Origin of the sequence: Pleionea sp. CnH1-48, from assembly GCF_024124665.1 — a bacterium.
GTDB lineage: Bacteria > Pseudomonadota > Gammaproteobacteria > Enterobacterales > Kangiellaceae > JAMXSB01.
The window spans coordinates 142343-163716 of the sequence record NZ_JAMXSB010000004.1 but is presented as its reverse complement, the minus strand read 5'-3'; the positions used below and the strand labels follow the sequence as shown (position 1 = coordinate 163716).

Annotated in this window: 20 protein-coding genes; 9 read left to right on the top strand and 11 right to left on the bottom strand. The window is 42.2% G+C overall.

Features of this window, described 5'->3' with window-relative positions:
- The first annotated feature begins 41 nt into the window (after positions 1 to 41).
- Positions 42 to 2153: a tetratricopeptide repeat protein gene (locus tag NH399_RS08030; RefSeq protein ID WP_253038563.1), complete on the top strand. Its 2112-nt coding sequence runs from the start codon at positions 42 to 44 to the stop codon at positions 2151 to 2153.
- A 113-nt stretch (positions 2154 to 2266) separates the two neighbouring features.
- The gene (locus NH399_RS08025; protein ID WP_253038561.1) at positions 2267 to 2650 is read left to right on the top strand and encodes a VOC family protein; all 384 of its coding nucleotides are present in this window, start codon (positions 2267 to 2269) and stop codon (positions 2648 to 2650) included.
- Between the two features lie 371 nt (positions 2651 to 3021).
- Here NH399_RS08025 and NH399_RS08020 read toward each other — a convergent pair whose 3' ends face one another.
- Positions 3022 to 4182, bottom strand: coding sequence for a sensor histidine kinase KdpD (locus NH399_RS08020; protein WP_253038559.1), 1161 nt, complete (start codon positions 4180 to 4182; stop codon positions 3022 to 3024).
- Between the two features lie 109 nt (positions 4183 to 4291).
- Positions 4292 to 5149 (bottom strand): helix-turn-helix domain-containing protein, encoded by an 858-nt coding sequence (locus tag NH399_RS08015; RefSeq protein WP_253038549.1) that lies wholly within the window; start codon positions 5147 to 5149, stop codon positions 4292 to 4294.
- Positions 5150 to 5294: 145 nt separating this feature from the next.
- Here NH399_RS08015 and NH399_RS08010 point away from each other — a divergent pair, with 145 nt between their 5' ends.
- Positions 5295 to 6494: an MFS transporter gene (locus NH399_RS08010; RefSeq protein WP_253038538.1), complete on the top strand. Its 1200-nt coding sequence runs from the start codon at positions 5295 to 5297 to the stop codon at positions 6492 to 6494.
- A gap of 160 nt (positions 6495 to 6654) precedes the next feature.
- Positions 6655 to 7185, top strand: a complete 531-nt coding sequence (locus NH399_RS08005; RefSeq protein ID WP_253038536.1) for a hypothetical protein — start codon at positions 6655 to 6657, stop codon at positions 7183 to 7185.
- On the opposite strand, the gene NH399_RS08000 is transcribed toward NH399_RS08005, so the two are convergent.
- The 7 genes from NH399_RS08000 to NH399_RS25465 form a co-directional block, all read right to left on the bottom strand.
- Positions 7166 to 9139: a translation factor GTPase family protein gene (locus NH399_RS08000; RefSeq protein WP_253038534.1), complete on the bottom strand. Its 1974-nt coding sequence runs from the start codon at positions 9137 to 9139 to the stop codon at positions 7166 to 7168. The genes NH399_RS08005 and NH399_RS08000 overlap by 20 nt on opposite strands.
- 207 nt (positions 9140 to 9346) lie before the next feature.
- Positions 9347 to 10726, bottom strand: coding sequence for a HAMP domain-containing sensor histidine kinase (locus tag NH399_RS07995; protein ID WP_253038532.1), 1380 nt, complete (start codon positions 10724 to 10726; stop codon positions 9347 to 9349).
- A gap of 5 nt (positions 10727 to 10731) precedes the next feature.
- A complete protein-coding gene (locus NH399_RS07990) occupies positions 10732 to 11427 on the bottom strand; it encodes a response regulator transcription factor (RefSeq protein ID WP_253038530.1) in 696 nt (231 codons plus the stop codon).
- 155 nt (positions 11428 to 11582) lie between these two features.
- Complete coding sequence (locus NH399_RS07985) at positions 11583 to 13487, bottom strand: lipoxygenase family protein (RefSeq protein WP_253038528.1); 1905 nt, start codon at positions 13485 to 13487, stop codon at positions 11583 to 11585.
- 231 nt (positions 13488 to 13718) lie between these two features.
- Positions 13719 to 14285, bottom strand: a complete 567-nt coding sequence (locus NH399_RS07980; protein WP_253038526.1) for a hypothetical protein — start codon at positions 14283 to 14285, stop codon at positions 13719 to 13721.
- A 16-nt stretch (positions 14286 to 14301) separates the two neighbouring features.
- Positions 14302 to 14997 carry a HupE/UreJ family protein gene (locus NH399_RS07975; protein ID WP_253038524.1) on the bottom strand — a complete coding sequence of 232 codons (696 nt, stop codon included), beginning with the start codon at positions 14995 to 14997 and terminating at the stop codon, positions 14302 to 14304.
- Positions 14987 to 15121 carry a hypothetical protein gene (locus tag NH399_RS25465; protein WP_256489366.1) on the bottom strand — a complete coding sequence of 45 codons (135 nt, stop codon included), beginning with the start codon at positions 15119 to 15121 and terminating at the stop codon, positions 14987 to 14989. The genes NH399_RS07975 and NH399_RS25465 overlap by 11 nt, the downstream gene beginning before the upstream one ends.
- A gap of 76 nt (positions 15122 to 15197) precedes the next feature.
- On the opposite strand from NH399_RS25465, the gene NH399_RS07970 reads away from it, so the two are divergent.
- The 3 genes from NH399_RS07970 to NH399_RS07960 are packed head-to-tail and all read left to right on the top strand — an operon-like array spanning position 15198 to position 16936.
- Positions 15198 to 16124: an alpha/beta fold hydrolase gene (locus NH399_RS07970; protein WP_253038522.1), complete on the top strand. Its 927-nt coding sequence runs from the start codon at positions 15198 to 15200 to the stop codon at positions 16122 to 16124.
- A 15-nt stretch (positions 16125 to 16139) separates the two neighbouring features.
- Positions 16140 to 16490 carry a hypothetical protein gene (locus NH399_RS07965; RefSeq protein ID WP_253038520.1) on the top strand — a complete coding sequence of 117 codons (351 nt, stop codon included), beginning with the start codon at positions 16140 to 16142 and terminating at the stop codon, positions 16488 to 16490.
- Entirely contained in the window at positions 16487 to 16936 is a 450-nt protein-coding gene (locus NH399_RS07960) for a formyltransferase family protein (protein WP_253038518.1), read from the top strand. Before NH399_RS07965 ends, NH399_RS07960 begins: the two co-directional genes overlap by 4 nt.
- On the opposite strand, the gene NH399_RS07955 is transcribed toward NH399_RS07960, so the two are convergent.
- Together NH399_RS07955 and NH399_RS07950 are read right to left on the bottom strand one after the other, a co-directional pair.
- Positions 16899 to 17225 (bottom strand): hypothetical protein, encoded by a 327-nt coding sequence (locus tag NH399_RS07955; RefSeq protein WP_253038517.1) that lies wholly within the window; start codon positions 17223 to 17225, stop codon positions 16899 to 16901. The genes NH399_RS07960 and NH399_RS07955 overlap by 38 nt on opposite strands.
- A 242-nt stretch (positions 17226 to 17467) precedes the next feature.
- The gene (locus tag NH399_RS07950) at positions 17468 to 19552 is read right to left on the bottom strand and encodes a Ca2+-dependent phosphoinositide-specific phospholipase C (RefSeq protein WP_253038516.1); all 2085 of its coding nucleotides are present in this window, start codon (positions 19550 to 19552) and stop codon (positions 17468 to 17470) included.
- Positions 19553 to 19931: 379 nt separating this feature from the next.
- Between NH399_RS07950 and NH399_RS07945 the strand changes: the two genes are divergently transcribed.
- Positions 19932 to 20717 (top strand): PaaX family transcriptional regulator C-terminal domain-containing protein, encoded by a 786-nt coding sequence (locus NH399_RS07945; protein ID WP_253038512.1) that lies wholly within the window; start codon positions 19932 to 19934, stop codon positions 20715 to 20717.
- 157 nt (positions 20718 to 20874) lie between these two features.
- Positions 20875 to 21294, top strand: a complete 420-nt coding sequence (locus NH399_RS07940; protein WP_253038510.1) for an NUDIX domain-containing protein — start codon at positions 20875 to 20877, stop codon at positions 21292 to 21294.
- The last annotated feature ends 80 nt before the right edge of the window (positions 21295 to 21374 follow it).

The following is a 21374-nucleotide window of genomic DNA, read 5'->3' as shown; positions in this document are numbered from 1 at the left end:
CTTCAATGTGAAAAACATTCTTACTTATGGCTCATAGAAACATGCAAAAATACTTATTACTTTTAATAGCTTTGCTTCTTAGTCTATCCTTGCATGCGGCGGATGAAAAAGAAATTAGCACTTATGAAAAAGAACTTTCCGGACTTTCTGGCAGAGATCTAATTATAAAAATAAAGGATATTACAACCAAAACTCGCTTGAGTAAGCCCGATGTAGCCATCCATTTTTTCAATAAAGGCATTGAGCAGCTAGAAGAATCACCGGATGATAAACTAAAGAGCATGTTGTACAGCAACGTCGCCTGGGCTTATATCATTAAGGGAGAGATGGACAAAGCAATAGAGTTATCAAACATTGCATTAAAAGCAGCCAAAACAATCAATGATCACAAGCGAATGAGCAGTGCAGAAACTGCGATAGGCAGCGCCTACTATTACAAAGGAGATACCACTACAGCTCTCATTCATTATAAGCGCTCCCTGAATCACTCAGAGCAAGCCAATGATCTTCAAAATGTGGCAAAATCTCTGCATAACATTGCAGCAATTCATTTAGCACTTACGGAACATCAAGAAGCCCTAAAGTACTTTTTAAAATCAAGAGAAATCAATCTAAAGCTTAATAAGCCTAGCGCGATTGCTTCATCGGAAATGAATCTGGGTGAACTTTACCAAACTCTAGGTAACATAGAAAAATCAGAAGCTTACTTTATAAGCGCCTACAACTTCTTTAAAACATCCGATAATAAGTGGTCATTCGCCAAAATCAACAGTCTCCTGGGCTTATTTTATTCAAGACAAAATCAGTACAACAAAGCGATACCTTATACCAACGCTGCTATTCAGTTGTTTACAGAAATTGGGGATAAAGTACAGCTTGCCGATACTTACAGAGCCAAAGGTTTTATCTTATCAAATTTAGAAGAAACCAATCAGTCTATCGATGTTTTTGAAAAAGCGCTAAGTTTAGCCTATGAAGCAAAAAGCGATATCGTTATTCGAACCGTCACCCTGAATTTATCAAAGGCTTACCTAAAACTAGAAAAATACGATAGAGCACTAGAGCTGGCCCAGCAGGCAACACAAAAGGCCCAATCAACCGGAAACAAACCAGATGAGCGAGCGGCAGAAAAACTACTTTCAAAAATCTATAGTCTTCTCGGTGATCACTGGACAGCCTTTGAACACTTACAACGTGCAGATACGCTTGCAGAAGAAATTAGCAAGCATTCTATCAAAGAAACCAATGAACGTATGGAACGCCGTTTTCAGACAGCACAAAAAGAGAAGAAAATTGAACTGCTCACTAAAGACAATCAACTTAAAGCCGCTCTGGTTGACCGCAAAACCTACGAACGCAACGCCTGGATAGCTGGCCTGGCACTATTAGTCTTCATCGCCTTCTTCTTTGTTTACCGACAAACCCAAAAACGCAGACTGGAAAATGAACGAGCCGAAATGATGGCTGAGCTGGTAGAAAGGAAAAACCAGCTGCTGGCGGATGTTTCTCACGAGTTGCGTACTCCGCTTACGGTTTTGCAGTTGAAAGTAGAGGCACTCCAGCACAACCTGGTTAAGGATGTGAATGCTTCATACGATAGCCTGATGACCAAAATTGGTGACATCAATAAGCTCATCAGCGATATCTACGCCCTCGCCCAATCTGACATCGGCGCTTTAGAACTTAACCGCGCAACCAATGACTGCGAACAATACCTACAAGAATGGGCTGATGAACTGTGCGATGCTGTAGAAGCCAAAGGCTTTCAGTGGCAGCAGAATATCGAGTTACCTACAAACACCAATGTCAGTTTTGATGAGAATAAAATCAAACAGGTCATCAGCAACCTCGTTGATAACAGTATGGCCTACACAGATTTACCTGGCACCATCGCTTTATCTTCTTCTATCAACGAGCAAAGCTGGCAAATAGTGATTGAAGACAGTGCACCCGGTGTAAAAGATGAAGACTTGCCAAGGATTTTTGAACGCTTATTTAGAGTGGAATCCTCCCGTAGTCGGGCAACTGGTGGCTCCGGTCTTGGTTTATCTATCTGCAAAAGCATTATCGACGCACATGAAGGTACTATTACATCATCAACCAGCCAACTAGGTGGCTTAGCCATCACAATAAGCTTGCCTTTGAAAAGTTAAAACCTACAACACTTACCAATGGGAAGATGACCATAGACATCTTCCCGTATTTGATATTGCCCATTAATGGGTTATTATTTGATTAAACCTAAATTTCAAGCTTAGGGAAAACCATGAGAATTTATGTGACGAGTGTATTTGTTGATGATCAAGCAAAAGCTCTTAAATTTTACACAGAGAATTTAGGCTTTGAGAAAAAACAAGACATTCCATTTGGCGAATATAGTTGGCTAACCGTTGTATCCAAACAAGACCCTAACGGCACAGAACTGTTATTAGAACCCAGCGCACATGCGGCAGTTCCACCATACAAAGAAGCCTTGAAGAATGATGGTATTCCCGCAGCATCATTTAGCGTTGAAAACATAGACGCCGAGTTTGAACGCTTAAAAGATGAAGGAGTTAATTTTACACAAGAACCGACAGTAGTAGGTAATGTAAAAATAGCAGTACTTGATGATACCTGTGGCAACCTTATTCAATTGGTTCAAATGTAAGTTTGGCAAGCCTCAAATCTTTGAAGGATCCGATGTAATTTGACACCGTTCGATAACTTACCTCAGGAAATGACGACGAAAACTACAGCACTGGTTACATACTCTGACTCGGTTGATGGCATCTTCTTAATTATATGTTTGATATTTGCTTTCGAACAACGAATTTAAATTTACAAGCGTCTAACATTACCAGTCCCTACTCTAGGCTTAAAACAGTAGAAATAAAAATGATAAGTAAAAAAGCCATTATGTATTTCGTCAGAACAGATCCTTATAGGTTTGTTACCCCAATAGTATTTGGTGTAGGAAACTAGCTTATCGTCCGCTAAGCTTCACACTTCAATCTTTGCGCCTCCTACTTCTTTCTTCCATCAAGGAAAAGTAACTGTAAAGAGACTCCCTTTGCCCTGTTCACTTTCTACTTCAATTTCACCAGAAAGCATAGTAACTAATCGACGTGTGATGGGTAGACCTAATCCGGTACTATCGACTTCTTTATTTAAACTGCTATGCACTTTTTGGAATTCGTCAAAAATGGCTTCCAGGTCTTCTTCGGCAATACCGATTCCAGTGTCTTTTACTTTAAAAGTCCAAGGGCCATTGTCCTTTTGATCCAGATACACATCGACATTCCCTTGCTCGGTATACTTAATGCCATTACTCACCAGGTTGGCCATGACTTCCCAAAGTCTCTCTTCGTCAGACTCAACAACTAGCGATTCGAGATCACAATGCAAGTTTAATTCAACGCTGTGTCTTTCTGCCATTTCTGATAAGGCTTGAACCACGAGCTTAACTAAGTTCACAACATCAACTTGCGAGAGATTCAGTTTTAAGTTGCCTGTTTCAATATAGGTAAGATCGAGCAGTTCATTAACAATGTGTTCAAGTAGATCAGAACTACGACAGAAGATAGAGTAATAAGTCTCGGCTTCTTCTGCATTGCCACTCTCATAACTACTTCTCATGAGGCTAGCCAACCCTTTGACACCATTCAGCGGGTTTTTAAGTTCATGGGCGATGTGACTTAAGTGCGCTATCTTGCGAGAGTTTTGCTGACGATACAAGCGTAAGATCTCATAGGAGATATTAGAACAACGTTGCTCTAACGGAACAAATGAGTCTAACTTTAAATATTCATTATCTGCATTAGGACGATTTAATGACTGACTCAAATCTGTAATGTCCATGACCTGAGCGTAGTAATACTGTGCTTCTTTTTCTGCGTTTTTGATCAAAGACACTTGTAACAATACATGCTTTTGCTCCCCTTCCTTAGTGATGTAACGCTTAGCAAATTGATAATAAGGAAGCTCGCCTCCGAGTAACTTTTCATCTAAAGAAAAATTTTCATCAATATCTTCGGGGTGAGTGATATGGCCAAAGTTCATTTCTAGCAACTCTTCTTGAGTGTATCCACAGATATCACAAAAGAGCGAATTCACACGAACGTAGTAACCATCTAGAGTATTTATACTGACGCCAAAGGGTACTTTTTCAATGAAAGTATCAAAGGTGTTTAATAGTTCCATTTATGCAATTTAGTTAAGTGAGATAATTTAACTAGTAGTATAGTTTATTACCAAAATGTAGTAGCTAATCAGAGAAAAAAGTCGCCAGCAATCACAAAAAGAGATAGCACTATTCAGCTAACTCGGTGGTATCAGACGGCGTATACAAAGTTCCTTTCGAGTCCTTGGCAGCTTTTAAATATTGACCAGGAGAAGCATTCAGGTGTTTACGGAATACAGTAATAAACGCAGAGCTGGATTCGTAACCCAGATCCAATGCAATGCTGGTGAGTTTTTCTCCACGCTCGATGCGTTCCATAGAATACAAAATTCTTAATCGTTGGCGCCATTCTACAAAACCCATTCCGGTTTCTTTTTTAAACAAACGATTGAGTGTTCGTGATGTTGCCCCTATCCGCTGGCTCCATTCTTCTAAAGATGTGTTGTCGGCAGGTGTCTGATTAAGGCGATGAGTGATCGTCAATAGACGCTTGTCACCAGGAGCTTTCAAGAATAACGGTGCCCTGTCAGCACTTTCTATCTGATCGACGAGTACCTGCAACAATCGCTCATTGGCCTCGTTGATCAAATAATCATCGCCCCAATGAGTGACTTCCAATATCAACTCCCGTAGCAAAGGGCTCACATTGAGCGATGTGGTTCGGTCAGGAAGCTTGAGCGCTAAAGGGTTATCGATATAAAGACTGCGAAAACTCACGCCATAGCGGGTAGAAACACAATGAGGCGTATAGGTTGGCAACCAAACAGCTCGTTCGGGAGGAATAATAAAATCAGCACCAGGTGTATTCACCTTCATAATGCCCCGAGACGCATAAGCTAACTGGCCCCAGGGATGTTGGTGAAGCGCCCCATCGAAATTCTCTGGCATATCCAACACTCGGGCAATCACTGGCCGCAGCAATTTGCCGTTCTTCCAGCGGCCTTTTGTCCATACAGGGACATCAGTGTGAGGGGATGAATGAGTCAATGTACTGCTTCCTTTACCTTTTATAGCACGACAGAGATGACTTTAAATATGTCCGATTTGATAAATATTCTGTCAGATTTGCGAAAGAAGACATATCTAACACAAGATATAATGACTTTACAACCCAATAGCAATCTCTTTGATTATGTTGAAATCACTATTATCTCGAGACAAAAAAGCCTTTCTTGTTATCTCATCAGTACTAATGGCACTCACTTTTGCAGGCTGGGCCGCCTTACTCAATAACTTCGTTGTTGAGCAGGCAGCTTTTACTGGCGCCGAAATAGGCATGTTGCAAAGTCTACGTGAGGTGCCTGGTTTTCTGGCCTTTACCGCTGTTTTTCTGCTGCTGGTTATCTCTGAGCAAACTCTGGCTTTAATATCTCTCTGCTTACTAAGCATCGGCGTTGCGCTAACTGGACTCTTTCCTTTTGAAATAGGTTTGTACGCCACCACCGTATTGATGTCGATAGGCTTTCACTATTTCGAAACCATCAATAACTCCTTATCTTTGCAATGGCTTAATAAAGAAGAAGCCCCCAAAGTGTTAGGCCAGATCATCTCCATTAAATCCCTTACCTCTCTGATTGCTTACGGCATGGTGTGGACCTTCTTTACCTTGTTTGCTTTAGAATTCTCGGTTGTTTATGCCATTTTTGGTGGTGCGGGCTTATTGCTTTTCTTTTATTTATGGATAGCATTTCCAAAATTTGAAAACACCGTCGAGCAGCACAAAAAACTCGTCGTAAGAAAAAAGTACTGGCTGTTTTACGCCTTAACGTTTCTTAGTGGTGCAAGACGCCAAATCTTTATGGTGTTTGCAGGTTTTATGATGGTAGAAAAGTTCGGTTATGACGCAGCGGATATTGCCTTACTGTTTATTGTTAACCATGTTGTTAACTTTTTTCTGGCTCCCAAAATTGGCCGCTGGATTGGGCATATTGGCGAGCGCAAAGCACTAACGTTTGAATACATAGGACTAATACTGGTTTTTACAGGTTACGCTTTTGTACAAGATCCTTATGTGGCAGCAGGCTTGTATGTTGTTGACCATATCTTCTTTGCCATGGCCATTGCTATTAAAACGTTTTTCCAAAAAATAGCACAACCGGAAGACATTGCTTCCTCCTCTGGTGTGAGTTTTACCATCAATCATATTGCTGCCGTAGTGATTCCAGCTTCATTCGGGATCTTGTGGCTTACCAGTCCTACCGCAGTGTTCCTGGCGGGAGCTATCATGGCCGCTTTCTCTCTGGTTTTGTCGCAGCGTATTGATATTGAATTGGGAAAACATCAGCAGCTAGAATCAACGGATAACACGGTGCCGCAAGGAGCAGCGAATTAGCAGAGCTTAATAGCCTCTTTTGTTCCGAAAGAGGCTTCTAAGTTGAAGGGAATACTGCTTATGCTTGCTCCTTAACACTTCGAAAATACCATTGAGAAATATCAATTTAACTAGGCTAAACTAATAACTTATTAACACACATAAGCCGTCGCAGTGCTCTATGAAGACCAACTTAATACTTCTTTCTTTAATTTCTTGTATTGCCAGTACTAGTACTTTATCTTGCGGCCAACCGACTTCAGAGTCTTTCACTCCCTTCGCTACTATTATTAAGGATATCTCTAATAAGGGTATGAATGTTTACGAAATAAACTTCCCAATGAAAGATGTGAAGAAAGAAGATTTCTTTCTAAGTTCAATTACTGTAAAAGCGAATGATGTTTTTGTGATCAACGTGAGCTATCGTAAAACAATAAAATATCTCGGTGATTTTTATACAGCATACCTGACACTGAATCCATCACTGGAAGATAAAGTCGAAATTAATGCTGACTACAATGCTGGCGACAAAGAAGGTAAGCTAATATCTCTTTGTATAAACACCAAAGAATATAAGCTTTCTGCATTGTTAAATGCGCCAGCACTAGAAATAAGAAAAGAGTATCAGGCCCATCTTCATCAGAAAGAACAAATGAGAAAGAAAAGAAATAAAGCAAAGCGCAAAGACGACTCTACTTCAGAGCACCCCTAGCAGCTAGAATCCATTTATCTCTATCTAACGGACTAATGCCTCGGTATTCCGTCACTTTACCTTGCTCTAATGTACAAGGCTCATAACCATCCAGCTGGGTCGTCATCTTGGCTTTTCCACCCGTTAGCGAAGCCAAGTCTACAGCATAATCTAACGACGTTGCTGCGGGTACATGACCATGAATAATCACTTTATTGTCTTTAACTTCAGGACCATCAAAGCGCCCTCTCATCTTAACAATATCGCTGGTGATATCCCCCAAAAACTCTAACGGAGAATAAATGGTAAAAGATAGGATGGGTTCAAGTAACAGTGTTTCGGTTTCTTGTAAACCTTTTAACAACGCCATAGGGGTAGCGATTTGAAAATCTCCTGGTCGCGAATGCACATTATGATCTTCGCCTTTAATCAAGGTGATTCGACAATCGGTCACAGGCCAGCCTTTAATCCCCTGCTTTACCGCATCAGGAATAATGGCAGCAATTTCATTCTGATACTTTTGTGCCACATCATTGACCGATACTTTTGATGAATAGTGAATACCGCTGCCTCTTTCTGCTGGCTCAATCAAAAAAGTAACAATCGCCCAACAGGGCTTTGGCATCCAGTAACATTCATAGCCTTCACCACTAGCGAGTGGCGTTTCTTTATAAATAATCGACGGCGCTTCAAATTGTGCCTGCAAACCAAACCGTTCTAATAAAATCGCTTCAAGAATTTCTATCTGGATTTTTCCATTGATCTTAATATGCAACTCTCGCTGCTCAGCCAGCCACTCGTAGTCTAGCAATGGATCTTCGTCAGTGAGCTCTGCAAACGCAGCAACCAACGCAGGAAAGTCGGCGATATCTTGTGGCTTCACTTGCAACGTTAATAGAGGAGCCGCTAAAGAATGCGCTTTGGGTACTGCCGAGTCTGATCCCAACACGTCCCCCACTCGAACACTAGCAAGGCCACTGATTACACCAATATCCCCTGCGTTTATCTCACTGACATCAACATATTTTCCACGACTGACTCGCTTTATCTGATTGGCTTTTTCTTCCTTTTGTTGGGTTAAGTTCAACAACAGATCTCGAGATCGAATCACCCCGTCAAACACTCGCACATAAGCCATCTTGCCCATCTGCTTGTCGTGCTCAACTTTAAAAACCACAGCCGACAAAGGCGCAGCTAGATCGGTCTTAGCAACAGGAAGAAAATCCACCATAGCCTGCAACAAATCGTCAATACCCATAGACTGTTTAGCAACACCGGTTAAGACAGGAAAAATCTCGCCATCTTTGCTCGAAGCAACCAGTCCTTGATAAATCTGATCGACGGAGAGAGTCTGGTCATCTAAATAAGCTTCAAGCAAATTTTCGTTGTGCTCGATAATCTGTTGTTGAATTGCTTCGGACCAGTCCGTCGCGTCTGCATCCAATCGGAACGGCCAATATTGCCGAATACTGGCCGCCGAGGTTTGAGTATCAGACACTTCCTGCAATAACAATGCGTGAGAAGACAACTCTTGATGGATTTCACCCATGACCCTATCTACATCAGCTCCCACACGGTCCAGTTTATTAATAAAAATAAGTGTGGGAATCGATAAGCTACGCAACGCCTGAAACAAGGTAATGGTATGCGATTGAACGCCTTCTACCGCACTGATCACCAGAACGGCAGCATCTAACATGATCAAAGATCGTTCAACCTCGGCACTAAAGTCCACGTGACCGGGAGTATCAATGATATTAATCTGATGGTCATTCCAATAAAGCGTTTCGGTAGCCACTCGAACAGAAATGCCTCGCTCTCTTTCAACACTAAGAGAATCCGTTGCCGAAGTTCCTTTATCAACGCTCCCGGCCTGGCGAATAGCGCCCGCAGCGAATAGAATTTGTTCAGTCAATGTGGTTTTACCCGCATCGACATGGGCCAGAATGCCAAGATTAATCATTGCCTGAGTCATGAATACTGCGTGTTACTAAGTTATTCGTCCATGATACCAGCAAATCAACCTTTCGGCAGCTGAGCTTGCTGCCTTCTAAAGACAACAAACTCAATTGAACCGTTTTCTTTGGTTACAGTCGTGAAATCAAATTCTAACGCTCAGAACCAGCAAAGCTCTGGGCCGCATAATGACCATTAAATATTCTCAGTCACCATACAAGGATAATTAATAAGCGGTTGTATCTTTGTTACTCAATGGCAATCTAATGCCTATACAAAAGCCCTTACCAGCCTCGCTTTCGACTTGAATATCACCCTGATGTTGTCGAACAATCGCATCGACAATGGCTAACCCTAAGCCAAAGCCACCACTGCTTTTGTTACGGCTTCCATCAACTCGATAAAATGGAGAAAAAATAGAAGATTGATATTCTGGCGCAACACCCTGACCATCATCGACCATCTGCAACAAGGCGTACTGACCATCAATCGTTAACTCTATCTTAACAAATTGATGACTGTATTTAAGGGCATTTCTCAGCAAGTTATCAATCATGATTTGTAGTGGGAAGACTTCTCCTACGACCATCACATCTTGAAGCTTTAACACAACACTTTTGTCGGGATAAAGAGTCTCTAATGCTTGTACACGTTCCTTCACCAGATGAGCAAAACTCACAAGATCACTGACACTGTTTTTTCTCAAGGCATTAAAACGTGCATAGGTAAGCATTTGTGAGGTTAACTGCTCTAACTCCTCAACGTACCGCTCCAAGTCTATACGCAGTTCTTCATTTTTTAACTCCGGATACTTACGCTCCAACAAGCTCACTGCCAACTGAACTTTATTTAACGGCGTACGCAATTCATGAGACATAGCATGAGTCATGACTTTCTGTTCAGCCATGGCAATATCTAGTGCGGTTGCCATGTTATTGTAACTTTTTGCCAGACTGTCTAAAGGCGATGGAATATTTTCGTTGGCTTTGGCCGAAAAATCCCCCTCTGCCCATCGTTGGCTGGTGGCAATCAGCGCATCGGTTGTTTGCTTAAGGCGTTTTATTTGCCATAAGAGTACTACACTCAACACAGTAAAAAACATGATCGTCATGAGTAGCAAAGCCAACTGTTGGCGATCATCGTCTTCGGCTTCCTGTATAAGCTCCTCTTGCATTTGACGGCTCATACCTTCTGCATAAGGATCATGTTCTATGTCAGAGATCACCAGCCAACGTTCTGCTCCAGACAGTTTGCGAACTGATATCATCTGTTCACTTGCTTCTTTTTGATACAATCGTGTGCTTCTAACGGTTTCAATATATTCAGCGCTCTCTAAGAGTGAATCTAATTGTTTTTGAGCAACAATGGCCAAATGAAAAAAAGACTCTTCTCCCACCTGTTCCAACAATTCAGAATCTACCTTACCCTTGCGATGCCACTCGCTTAAAATTGGTGTTGCAACGGCTTGAGTATCGCGATGAAAATCCTGATAGCTGGTTTGCGAATCCCAAACCATGAGTAGGCCAACAAAAAGACCAATGGCAAGAGCTATGGAGAGCAGAATACTTAGATACAACTGCCAGAAAAGGCTTTTTATTCGGCGCATACAAACTACTCGTTCACCCACATATATCCGCGGCCACGAACGGTAATAATTCGTTTCTGATGGTTGGAAAATGCCGATAGTTTTTTCCTTAAACTGGATACTCGCATATCAATTGACCGATCCAGACCGTCATAAGCAAGGCCTCTGAGCTCCTCGCAACAGTGTTCGCGACTAACAATTTCGCCAGCGTGGTTCGCTAACAAAATAAGAATGTCATACTCTGAGCATGAAATATCCAGTTCTTGTTCTGCCACAAAAACCGCTCTTTTTTGGCAATCAATGGTGAGATCAGCAAAATGCAAGCGATCATCCGACGTTAAAGATTGGTTCGCGGTGCGGTTGAGTAATGCACGTATACGAGCTAGCAGTAAATGGGGCTTAATGGGCTTGATAACATAGTCATCCGCTCCTTTGTTAAAGGAAGCCAATTGAGTGATGTCGTCATCACATCCTGTCACCATAAGAACCGCCCCTTGATAAAAACGTCTTAACTCAGCACACAAATCGACGCCGTTTTGATCGGGCAACATCACATCCAGAATCACCACCTGAGGCGGTGCAGACTTAATAGTATCAATCACCAGGTGAGCAGACTCAAATGTTTGGCAGCGAAAGCCTTCTGACTCCAACAGCATCGAGGTAAGGCGAGCGATATCGGGGTCATCTTCGACAATGTAAATTAAGGGCTGCACATCAGACATAACAAAAAACTCAATCACCTGTATCAATATTTAACAACAATTTATGCTGAATCCTAATCCTATATATTAGAGCATACTTAAGGATTTGGCTTTGTAAGTCTTTGTAAGTGTGACGGCAACCTTCCTTGGCAGCCGTGGTGGTTTCACATCCGAACCTAGATATTGATACTCTGAGGGATCCGACTCGGTAGTAAGTAAGAGTAAATTAAACTGCGGTTATTGTTTCTTTGATTAATTTCTTGCTCTACGACTTTCAATTGCTGTTGAAACTTAGCCAACGCCTTACCTTCACCCGTAATATTGGGATCCTTAAACCACTCTCGGTAAGGAAAGTCATTGGTGCAATAATCGCCCAAAGGTCGGTAATAAACGCCACCAAGTAAATGTAGAAAGTTAAGTTGCTCTGATGCCAATTTCATCGGAACCAGAGTTGCAAGCCACTCCTGTTCATTGTTACCCGCAGGATTCGTTGGTCCCCATAAAGCGCCAGTAATAGCAGGTGCGTAAGTCATCAGAGAACCTTGAGGAAAGTTAACGGCAGCATGTTGGGCACTTGCAGTAAAAATAACCATGGTCAAAACATCCACCAACTGCTCGATGGACTTAATAGGCTTGAACCCAACGACTTTCCCTTCATTAATTAAGGCATCGCACCAGGCCGCTAATTCATAATCCTCAACCAGCTCACCTTCATTTGTGTAGTAAACTCCACAATAATCAGTCACCCATTGATGAATAGCCCGCCACACAGACAAACCATCATCACGATAGGGATAGTCTGGCAGAACTTCAGGATCGCTCAACCCTCGACGTTTTAGATTCTCTGGTAACATGTTGGCATAAAAGTCATAAGCTAACCGATCGGCACCAGCTGACTTCTGCGTTACCTCTATCTTACCTGCGAAAAGATGATCGATTTGCCCTCCTTCAGCAATCAAGCTAGATGCTGCCGATTTATTAATGGATAAAGTTCCCTCAAAGTGAGGTAGCAACAATATATTAATAGGGTGAGTATCTGCGAGCTGGCGACGTGTTGCTACCACAAACGCTTCAATCATCAAGTGAGTGCGAGCCAAATGGACAAATAGTTCGTGATAGTTTCCATCGGCCATCTGTACAATACTTTTTGCTGTCTGCCAAGGCCAGTAGTTAACATGATCAGGGTCGGTAACCGCATACAAAGTTTCATACTCTTCGGACTTTTGAGTGCGTTGAATAGCCACGGGAATCAACGAGCCTTTTTGCTTTGGTCGAACAAATAAGGCGATAGGTGCAAACAGTTGTTTTTTCAATCCTTTGTAATCTCCTGGATGATCAACAATGTTTTGCAATTCTTTGTAGTCGGATACAAATAACCGATTTTCGTTGAGCGCATCGACCAAAGAATCATCTGGTAAAACGCTTTGAAAACCCTCTTCCGTAACGTGAAAGTTCGCAGGAATTTGTTGAATGCACTCGATCAGCATTGGGTTGGGACCACCAACGCGATAATAGGCAAACACCTCATCGTTTTGAAATTCACGAGCAACGGGATCCAGCTCAATGGTTTCAAACAATCCTTGATAACTTTCCAACTCATGAGTAACTTCAGGCTCCCACTTAGGAATATACTTTTCTACCAAGTGACGCAGTCGTGTTAACTCTTCATCCGCAGAACCCACACTAATAGACAAAGCTGCTCTGGCGGTTTTTAAACTGTCTTCTAACCAAGAATCATCATCGGCGTTCTCTCGCTCTTGCTGCTCAGCTTTTATAGTAGAGAGTCGGCTACGAATAGATTGCCATTCGTGGTAATCATCACTGTCGTCATCGACGAAATTAGCAATGGCGTTTTCGACAATTTGTAAAGCAACATCAATGACTTTTAGATACCAGGCTATAGTAGGCTTGTCATCATCTGGCAACAACTTTGACATGGGAACACCGGCTACATTAGGTACGGCATCGTCCCAGATATATTCATTACGAGTTTCTTCTAAGCGCTGTTTTCTTTCCTCTCGCTGCTTGGCGGAATCTTGTTGAGGCAGGCTCGGGTGCTTTCTAGGGTTAAAACCAAACATATCGCAGTTCCTCGATAAAATTTCTATGGTCCCATATTATTTTTATTAGGTAAGGATAGTTGGCAAAGCTTGCTCACTAGAGCTTATTGACATCACACAAAAAGTGATTAAAGAGAATGTTAGTCGCACTCTTGAGTGTAGTGAGATTCATTAGATTCACCACAAAAAGCGAGGGAGTTATTACACAAGGAGATGAAGAGCGCAGCCAGCCGCACTCAATACTAATAAAAATTATTTTTTTAAGCCTACTACTTTATAAACACCAGCGGATCTTAACTCAACCAAAATATCTTGAGCCGTATCGTTACGCCAGTACCAACCATGAGTACCAGCAAAAGGCACGGTCATGGTGCCCTGGCCACTCACATCACGTCCGATGACATAACTTTCGAAAAAGCCACTCGAATCTCCATCTGGCTCACCATGAAAGTCATAATACAGTTGGCCTTTTTTAGTCTTCCATTGGTATTCCAGACGTCCGTATTCCGCCAGAAAAAATTTATACTCAATGCCTGCACCAGCAGGTATAGTCAGAGTTACTGTGTCACTGCGATAGTCATTTTCTCCTTCTTCCGTTTTTGAAGATTGAAGAGCTGAAGATTGAAGAGTCGGAGCTGATACCTGTGTGGGAGCAGCTAATTGGCTAATACCCGTAGCGCGTCCGAATCCTGTGATATCGATGTTGTACTCAGCAGGTAAAATAACCAATACTAAAGTTAACACGGCAATGATGGTCGCAGCGATACTTGCTTTAAAGAGAGTTCTTGTTGATTGAACCGGATGCGAAGATTCATTCATAGATGATATTCCAGAATTAATAAACCCAATAACCTGTCAACTGATATCCAACGAGCATCATACCGGCACTCATCAGTAGCGTATTGGTTACCGTTGAAAATTTCAGAAAACTTTCGTAGCGACGCCACAGGCTTATCGCTAACAAAATAAACATTAAGGCCATAAACTGACCTAGCTCAACGCCCACATTAAACGCCAGCAAATTTTGCCACAAGCCTTCTTGAGGCAATTGAAATTCCTGCAGTTTGGTGGCTAATCCAAGACCATGAAATAAACCAAATATAAGAACCGTTACACGAGTGTTAGGTTGGTAATTAAAACAACGCTGAAAGCCACCTAAATTGTCAAAGCCTTTATAGATGATCGACAACCCAATAATGGCATCGATCAAATACGCATTCCATTGTACTTGGTATAGAACGCCTAGCAACAAAGTAACACTGTGACCTAAGGTAAAAAAGCTAACATAGATTACGACATCTTTTGGTCGATACAAGAAGAAAATAACGCCGACTAAAAACAACAGATGATCATAACCCGTTACCATGTGCTTGGCGCCAATATATAAAAATGGCCCTATAGCAACCCCTTGATTCTGGCTGAGGAACTGGCGAGTATTATCATCAACGCCATGGGCGAATAGCGCTCCAGACAAAACAAGAAAAGAAAACAAGAGCAACCAGCGTAGAATGACGTGCAAGCTAAGAACCATAAAAATCCCACGCATTGTGATTGATGAATGACGAGTAATCGCCAATATAATCGATGTTCGAGTAAAACAACACCACTTTGTTAGCAATCCCCTTACTTGCGGCTTGCTCCTTTTTGCCGCTCATTTGCGACGAAACTTTTAATTTTAAATTAGATCTGGGATAGTTAACCTATAGACTTCTAAACAACAGCGATTGCTTTATGACCATTGATGTACAACCGCACACGCCTCCTGTAATCACACAACGATTAGAAGCTGCCGATGGCGTAGCGTTTGATGTGCATTTTTGGCCTCAAGAGTCAGCAAAGGCTACCGTGCAATTGTTGCATGGTAAGACGGAACATTGGCGTCGTTACCAACCCTTGATCCATCATTTATACCAGCAAGGTTATCAAATCGTTGCTCATAATCATCGAGGACACGGTGAGCGAGAACCTCTAGGACATTTTGCCGATAAAGAGGGTTGGTCAAAAGTTATTCAGGATATTCGGCTGGTTCAACAAACTTTGCATAAATCAGAACCCTGGGTATTGTTTGGACATTCAATGGGGTCTTTTTTGGCAACTGAATACGCCATTCGCTATGGCGATGATCTGCAAGCCTTGATCTTGTCTGGTGGAAACTACCAGTCACCAACCTTTTATTATGCTGCTAAACTTTTATCTCACTGCGTTGGCTTGATTAAAGGTTATGATCACCCCTCTTCCTTTTTATCTTGGGTGTCCAATAGCAAATTTAATCGCTACTTTGATAAAAATACCAAAAGCTATCAATGGATATCACGAGATCATAAACAGGTCGAAGCTTATGTTGCCGACCCACGTTGTGCGTTTGATTGCAGCCCTCAGTTCTGGATCGATATCCTGCAGGGCTTGATCGGCATCTCCAAGCCTGAACGATTGGCTCAGATCCCATCATCACTGCCCGTTTATCTTTTTGCAGGTGATCACGATCCCGTCGGCCAGATGGGTAAAGGGGTGCCAGCATTACAAGACGTCTTACAAGCTGGTGGAGTAAAAAGCGTTACCTGCCAGCTTTACCCAGAAGGACGTCACGAGATGCTCAATGAAATCAATGCCAGCCAGGTAATGGACGACTTATCCGAATGGTTGGCTACCACTCTATGAGACCATTAAACCCTGATGAAAATTACCGTTTTAGCCAATAGAGACATTGCCAGTAATTTCGCCTTAAACTTGTTACTAAAAGCTCTCAGCAAGCATCAAGTCTCTGTTTTCTTGTCGTCTCAAGTTGGGCAAGCGAAGCCGTTGCCCTCCGGTTTACAACAGCTCAAGTTTGCCGAACAACAACTCTTTAATAACATCATCAGCCCTGCATTGACTCATCAACAAGGTCGCAGACTGACCTTTGCCGAATTGAATGCCTACACACAAGACCCCATTACGGAACTCAATGATATTAACTCCGCGCAAGGGTTAGCTATCTTTAAGGCAACGCAACCGGATCTGGTGCTTACATTCGCTATGGCGTGATATTAAAACCTGAAGCCATTGCTGTCCCTAAAATGGGGATTTTGAATCTCCATTCAGGTCTTTTGCCTCAATACCAAGGAGTCATGGCAACTTTCTGGGCCATGCTTAACAATGAGACTCATATAGGCACAACCCTACACACTATCGAAGATGCTCAAATTGATCGCGGCAGTATTATTGCTACCACCCAACTGACCGTAGACTATAAGCAATCTTACCTTTGGCATGTATTGAATTTATATCAGGACGGTGTTCAAACGATGCTTGACGCGGTAAACACTCTGGCAGAAGGCAAACCACTTACCACCACTCAACCAACAGCGGATGGCCATTACTATTCGTTCCCTACAGAAGAAGAATTACAGGCTTTCTCCAGGCGAGGCTTGGCTCTCTTTCATGGCAGTGAGCTTATCGAGTTTTTTGCCCATTACCTCGAGAACGAATAACTTCTAAAGAATCCAATGTTGTCAGCATGGGTTTAACGTGAACAGAGCGAAGTCTTCTGATTTCTCGATATAAAATCACAAATTGGCGAATATCAATCTGCTGCTCCAGATTAACATGGGTTTGCTGTGCTATCGTTGAAAGATGAATCCCCTGCTCAGCCGACTCATAGCATGAGAATGCTGATCTCACTTCGTCGGGTTCTAATCGTTCATCGTGATTAGTGTCTAACAACTTAAATAAGCTTTCTTCTTGTGCTGTGGGTAGCACGATGAGAAATTCCTGAGTCATACTTCTTCTACCAGAACCTGAGTTATCGTTAATAGTGCCCTAACGCTAACTATTAAGGGATTTATTCGGGGCGATTGTTACACTCAAAAAGAAACTCTGCTGAACAAAATAGTTAGAACGCGAGTGGATTATCAAAGCCTTAAAAAATACTGGTTCTAGAGATGAAAAATGCAAAAGAAATATCAATCATCACGATATAAGCCCGACATAAAGTCGGGCTATGAGATAGGAATTGTTAGTAGTTATTGCGCCGACTCAATGCGCCAAAGCTCACCACTGCCAAAAGGAGAAACATCGCTCAGGCTTGCTCGAGTTGTGGATGAGTGAAGATGCAAGGAAGTATCTGAGTAACTGCGAATGGAACACTGAGTATTGTCTTCTTTATTAAATATCCAATATTGATCTTCAGGTCGATTTTGTCGACTACTGTTTTCTCTCGCGAATTGAAATACTTCGTCACCCACTTCGGGAGTATTGTGCCCTGCTACTTCAACAACTTTTTGATTTCCTGGAATTGCAGACTGAATCATATAAGCACGGGATGAAGGAAAACCACCGCTGTAATCCACTGCAGTATCGATAACGGCAAACTTCTGGCGGACCTGATGATCACAATTGCTGTGAATGATATCTGCGCGATCACTGGTGCTTCCACCTTCAATTTCCAGACAAGCATCATTAGCAGATGTCGCTGTTTTAAAATTCACCACGGCCGTTTCTAGCTGTACCTTATTACCCGACTCTATCAGCAAACGACCCGAATACGCCGTTAGAGGATTGTTTTCGCCCGTATTAACGGCATTTCCCCAACGACAATGTTGAATTAAAAAGTCTCGATGTTCAGCAACTCCTGGCGTCGAATTGTCATCACAATAAAAAGTTGACGAGACACGATTGTTGGCAAAAATATTTAAGCCAAAACTCTTGTTCGAATAACTGTTACCGCGCAATGAATAAAACACAACATCGCTTTTTTGCTCATCACTATCAAAGTTGGCGGGCTTATCAACCGTTCCATAGTTTTTTGAAACCGTTCCGTAACGATTGACTAGTGGAGCAACGAAAGCTTGTACACCGGGAGAGTTTTCGGCGGCTATGGAATCATCAATATAGTCTCTTAACAGCTGATTTGATTTAAGGTGCTGAAAAAGCACCACAACAACTTTACCACGCAATTCTCCTAGCGTCGGCCAACCAGCATCAGCCGCTGCGCGTAAAGTGTTCGCATTGTGCTTATCAAGAAAGTTTTGTGGCGTATAAATAAAGTCCTTTAACTCTTCATGCAAAGTAGTATTAAAATCAGCTGGACTCCATTGCGAATGCCAGTCTTTTTCTTTCATTTCTATCCATAGAGTAATGACATGATGATTAGGATAATCATTATGAAACTCTTTAATCGCCCGCAAACACTCACGTAAAGTCACATCACTTTGAATCGTCGGTGAAGAATAATACGCACGACAGTTGGCTTTGTTATCGCGAGATCCTGGGTGTTCTATTTCAAACTCGCCCGGAGCCATGTGACCATCATCCCCAAATGTCATATCAAGCTCCATGACACTAGAATAATCTCTTAAATACCCGTACACACCATTTTTTGTCGACTTGTCATGCTCGTAGGTGTTATGAGTGCCGTAAGAAAACCAATAGTTATAAGGCGTCGAATCACTACTGGAAGTCACTCGATTTTGCCAGCGAGTACGATTAGGATTGGCATCAACCCATGCTTGGTTGGTATCGTCGCCAATGGGCAACTCAGCGCCCGGATTTTTTAGCAGGTTATTGCTGCTATCTTCTTTTAAACCGACGTGATCAAAATATCCATCGCAATTTACGCCACCCGCGCGTTCACAACGTAATATCACACGAACTTTAGCAGTTGATGCGGGTGCGTATCGAGTCAGTGATTTGGCCGTCCAGTTACTTCCTGATACCGCTGCACCCGAGTGCGATTGCAACAGGTTATTGTTAGCATCATAAAAAGCTAACTTCAGGCGCGCCCGATCGTAATCACCGCTGTACCCTTTTAGCTTGGCAGAAAACAAATAGCGTTTACCAGCCGTTGCTGGCAACTCCTGATAAAGCTCCGCTTCTGCACCGGCACCAGCGAAGAAGTAGCAGTCTCCTGTGTAAGGCTGGTATTGGCTTTTACAACGTTGTTGCCAACCATCCAGCCACTTCTGTCCATATTGACCATTATGATAATCCAGACCAACACGATCATTGTTGTAGCTGCCTTTCCAGAACCCCTCAAACTGACGAGCCTCACTAGAGTGACTCATCAATGCAAGAGCGGCTAGAGAGCAGCTTAATAGTAATTTTTTCATAGCTTAGTCCTCTGTCAAAGTGTCTAAGATTCTTTTAAAAATATGCGCAGACAGTCCGTCTGCTTCGTTCTACCCATACGACCCTAGCGACTTAACATGACAAGACTCTTGCGTGTTTAGCGTTGAATATAAGAATTAGGAGGGTTTGATAAGGCGCGACAATATTACACAAACAAATATAAAGTGTAAATATCGGTAATATACTGTAAGACACTTATTTTTAGGCACGTTACAATCCCCAAATCTCACCATATATGCTAAAGTGTGTAATATCTCATCAAAGAAAGTGCAGCTTATTGTGTGTCATAATGCTCATCTTCGTATATTTTTTGACACTTAAAGCAAATAGATATCTGTTCGATAGGTTTCAAAGGTTTTAATGAAATTAAACACCAAACGTCTGATTTTAAGCTTCATCACAGGCTCAGCCGAAACGCCTGTCCCTATTCAAAGAATCATAGATGCCTGCGCTGTGTTTGGTATCAAAAGTAGTACAGTGCGGGTCACCATTACACGACTGGTTTCAGACAATGTGATTCAAACCTCTGGTCGGGGTTTTTATGAGTTTTGTATTGATAGCTCACAGCTGGCTGCAGATGTTCGTCAGTGGCGTAATATTTTGCAGCGTCTTGGCGATTGGCAACAAGATTGGATCGGTGTGCATTCTGGTGGATTAGGACGTGTTGATCGAAAGATGGTGAAACAGCGAGAACGTTCGTTGCATCTAAACGGATTTCGAAATCTCCGTAAAGATTTTTATGTGCGTCCCAACAACTTAAAAGGCGGAGTAACTTCTATTCGCGAACGCCTTCATCAATTAGGTCTGGAAGAAGAAGCTTTAGTGTTTCGTGTCACGGATTTTGACACTAATCAGCTGGCTGATATCCATCAGTTATGGAATGTTGCCAAGATGGAGCACACTTATGTTGAGATGAGACGCACCTTGAATGAGTGGCTGGATAATCTTGAGTCAATGAGTTCGGAGGAAGTCATTCAAGAATCCTTTTTGTTGGGTGAACAAGCGATTCGATTGATGGTTTTTGATCCCCTGTTACCCGATAGCATGATAGATGGAGAATTACGGTTGGCGTTTTTTAATGACCTGTTGAATTTTGATACAGTTGGTAGAGATGTTTGGCGATCAATTATTAAGGAATGTTCTTAGTTTTTAGATTGCTTTTGATGGATAAATCATACTTATATCGGGAGATTTTAAGTTTAAAATCATCTCGTAACGATAATGTCGGCATCTATCATAATATTGATAATTAAAGCTTATCCAAAGACTCAGTAATCTAGATAAATTTCTATTCGGCTCAACTATGAACAAAGCATGCCCAGTCATTCTAAGAAAGCTAGATGGAGAGACTCAAGTTCTTGCATTTACTCATCCTCTAGCAGGAAACCAACTAATAAAAGGTACCGTTGAACTCGAAGAGAGTTTAGAGCAAGCCTGCAAAAGAGAGTTAAAAGAAGAATCTGGAATTGCGGCTCACCCCATCATGGATCTCGGCACCTGGAATTCCAACTACCAAGATCAAGTGTGGGGATTTTGCTTAATGAAACCTAATGACCACTTACCTGATTCATGGAGCTTTTTTACAGAAGATGATGGCGGCCATTTATTTCAGTATTTTTGGCAGCCGCTTCATGGCGAACTGGATAACAACTGGCATCCACTATTTGTTGGAGCCATCAACTTTTTAAGGCAAGTTTTAGCGAAGGTGCCTTTGTCTGATTAGGTTAAGCACTTACACAAAAAATAGTCAGAGTAAATGCGAGTTACTACTGCTTAATCAAAAAACTCAGCGAATTGCTGAGC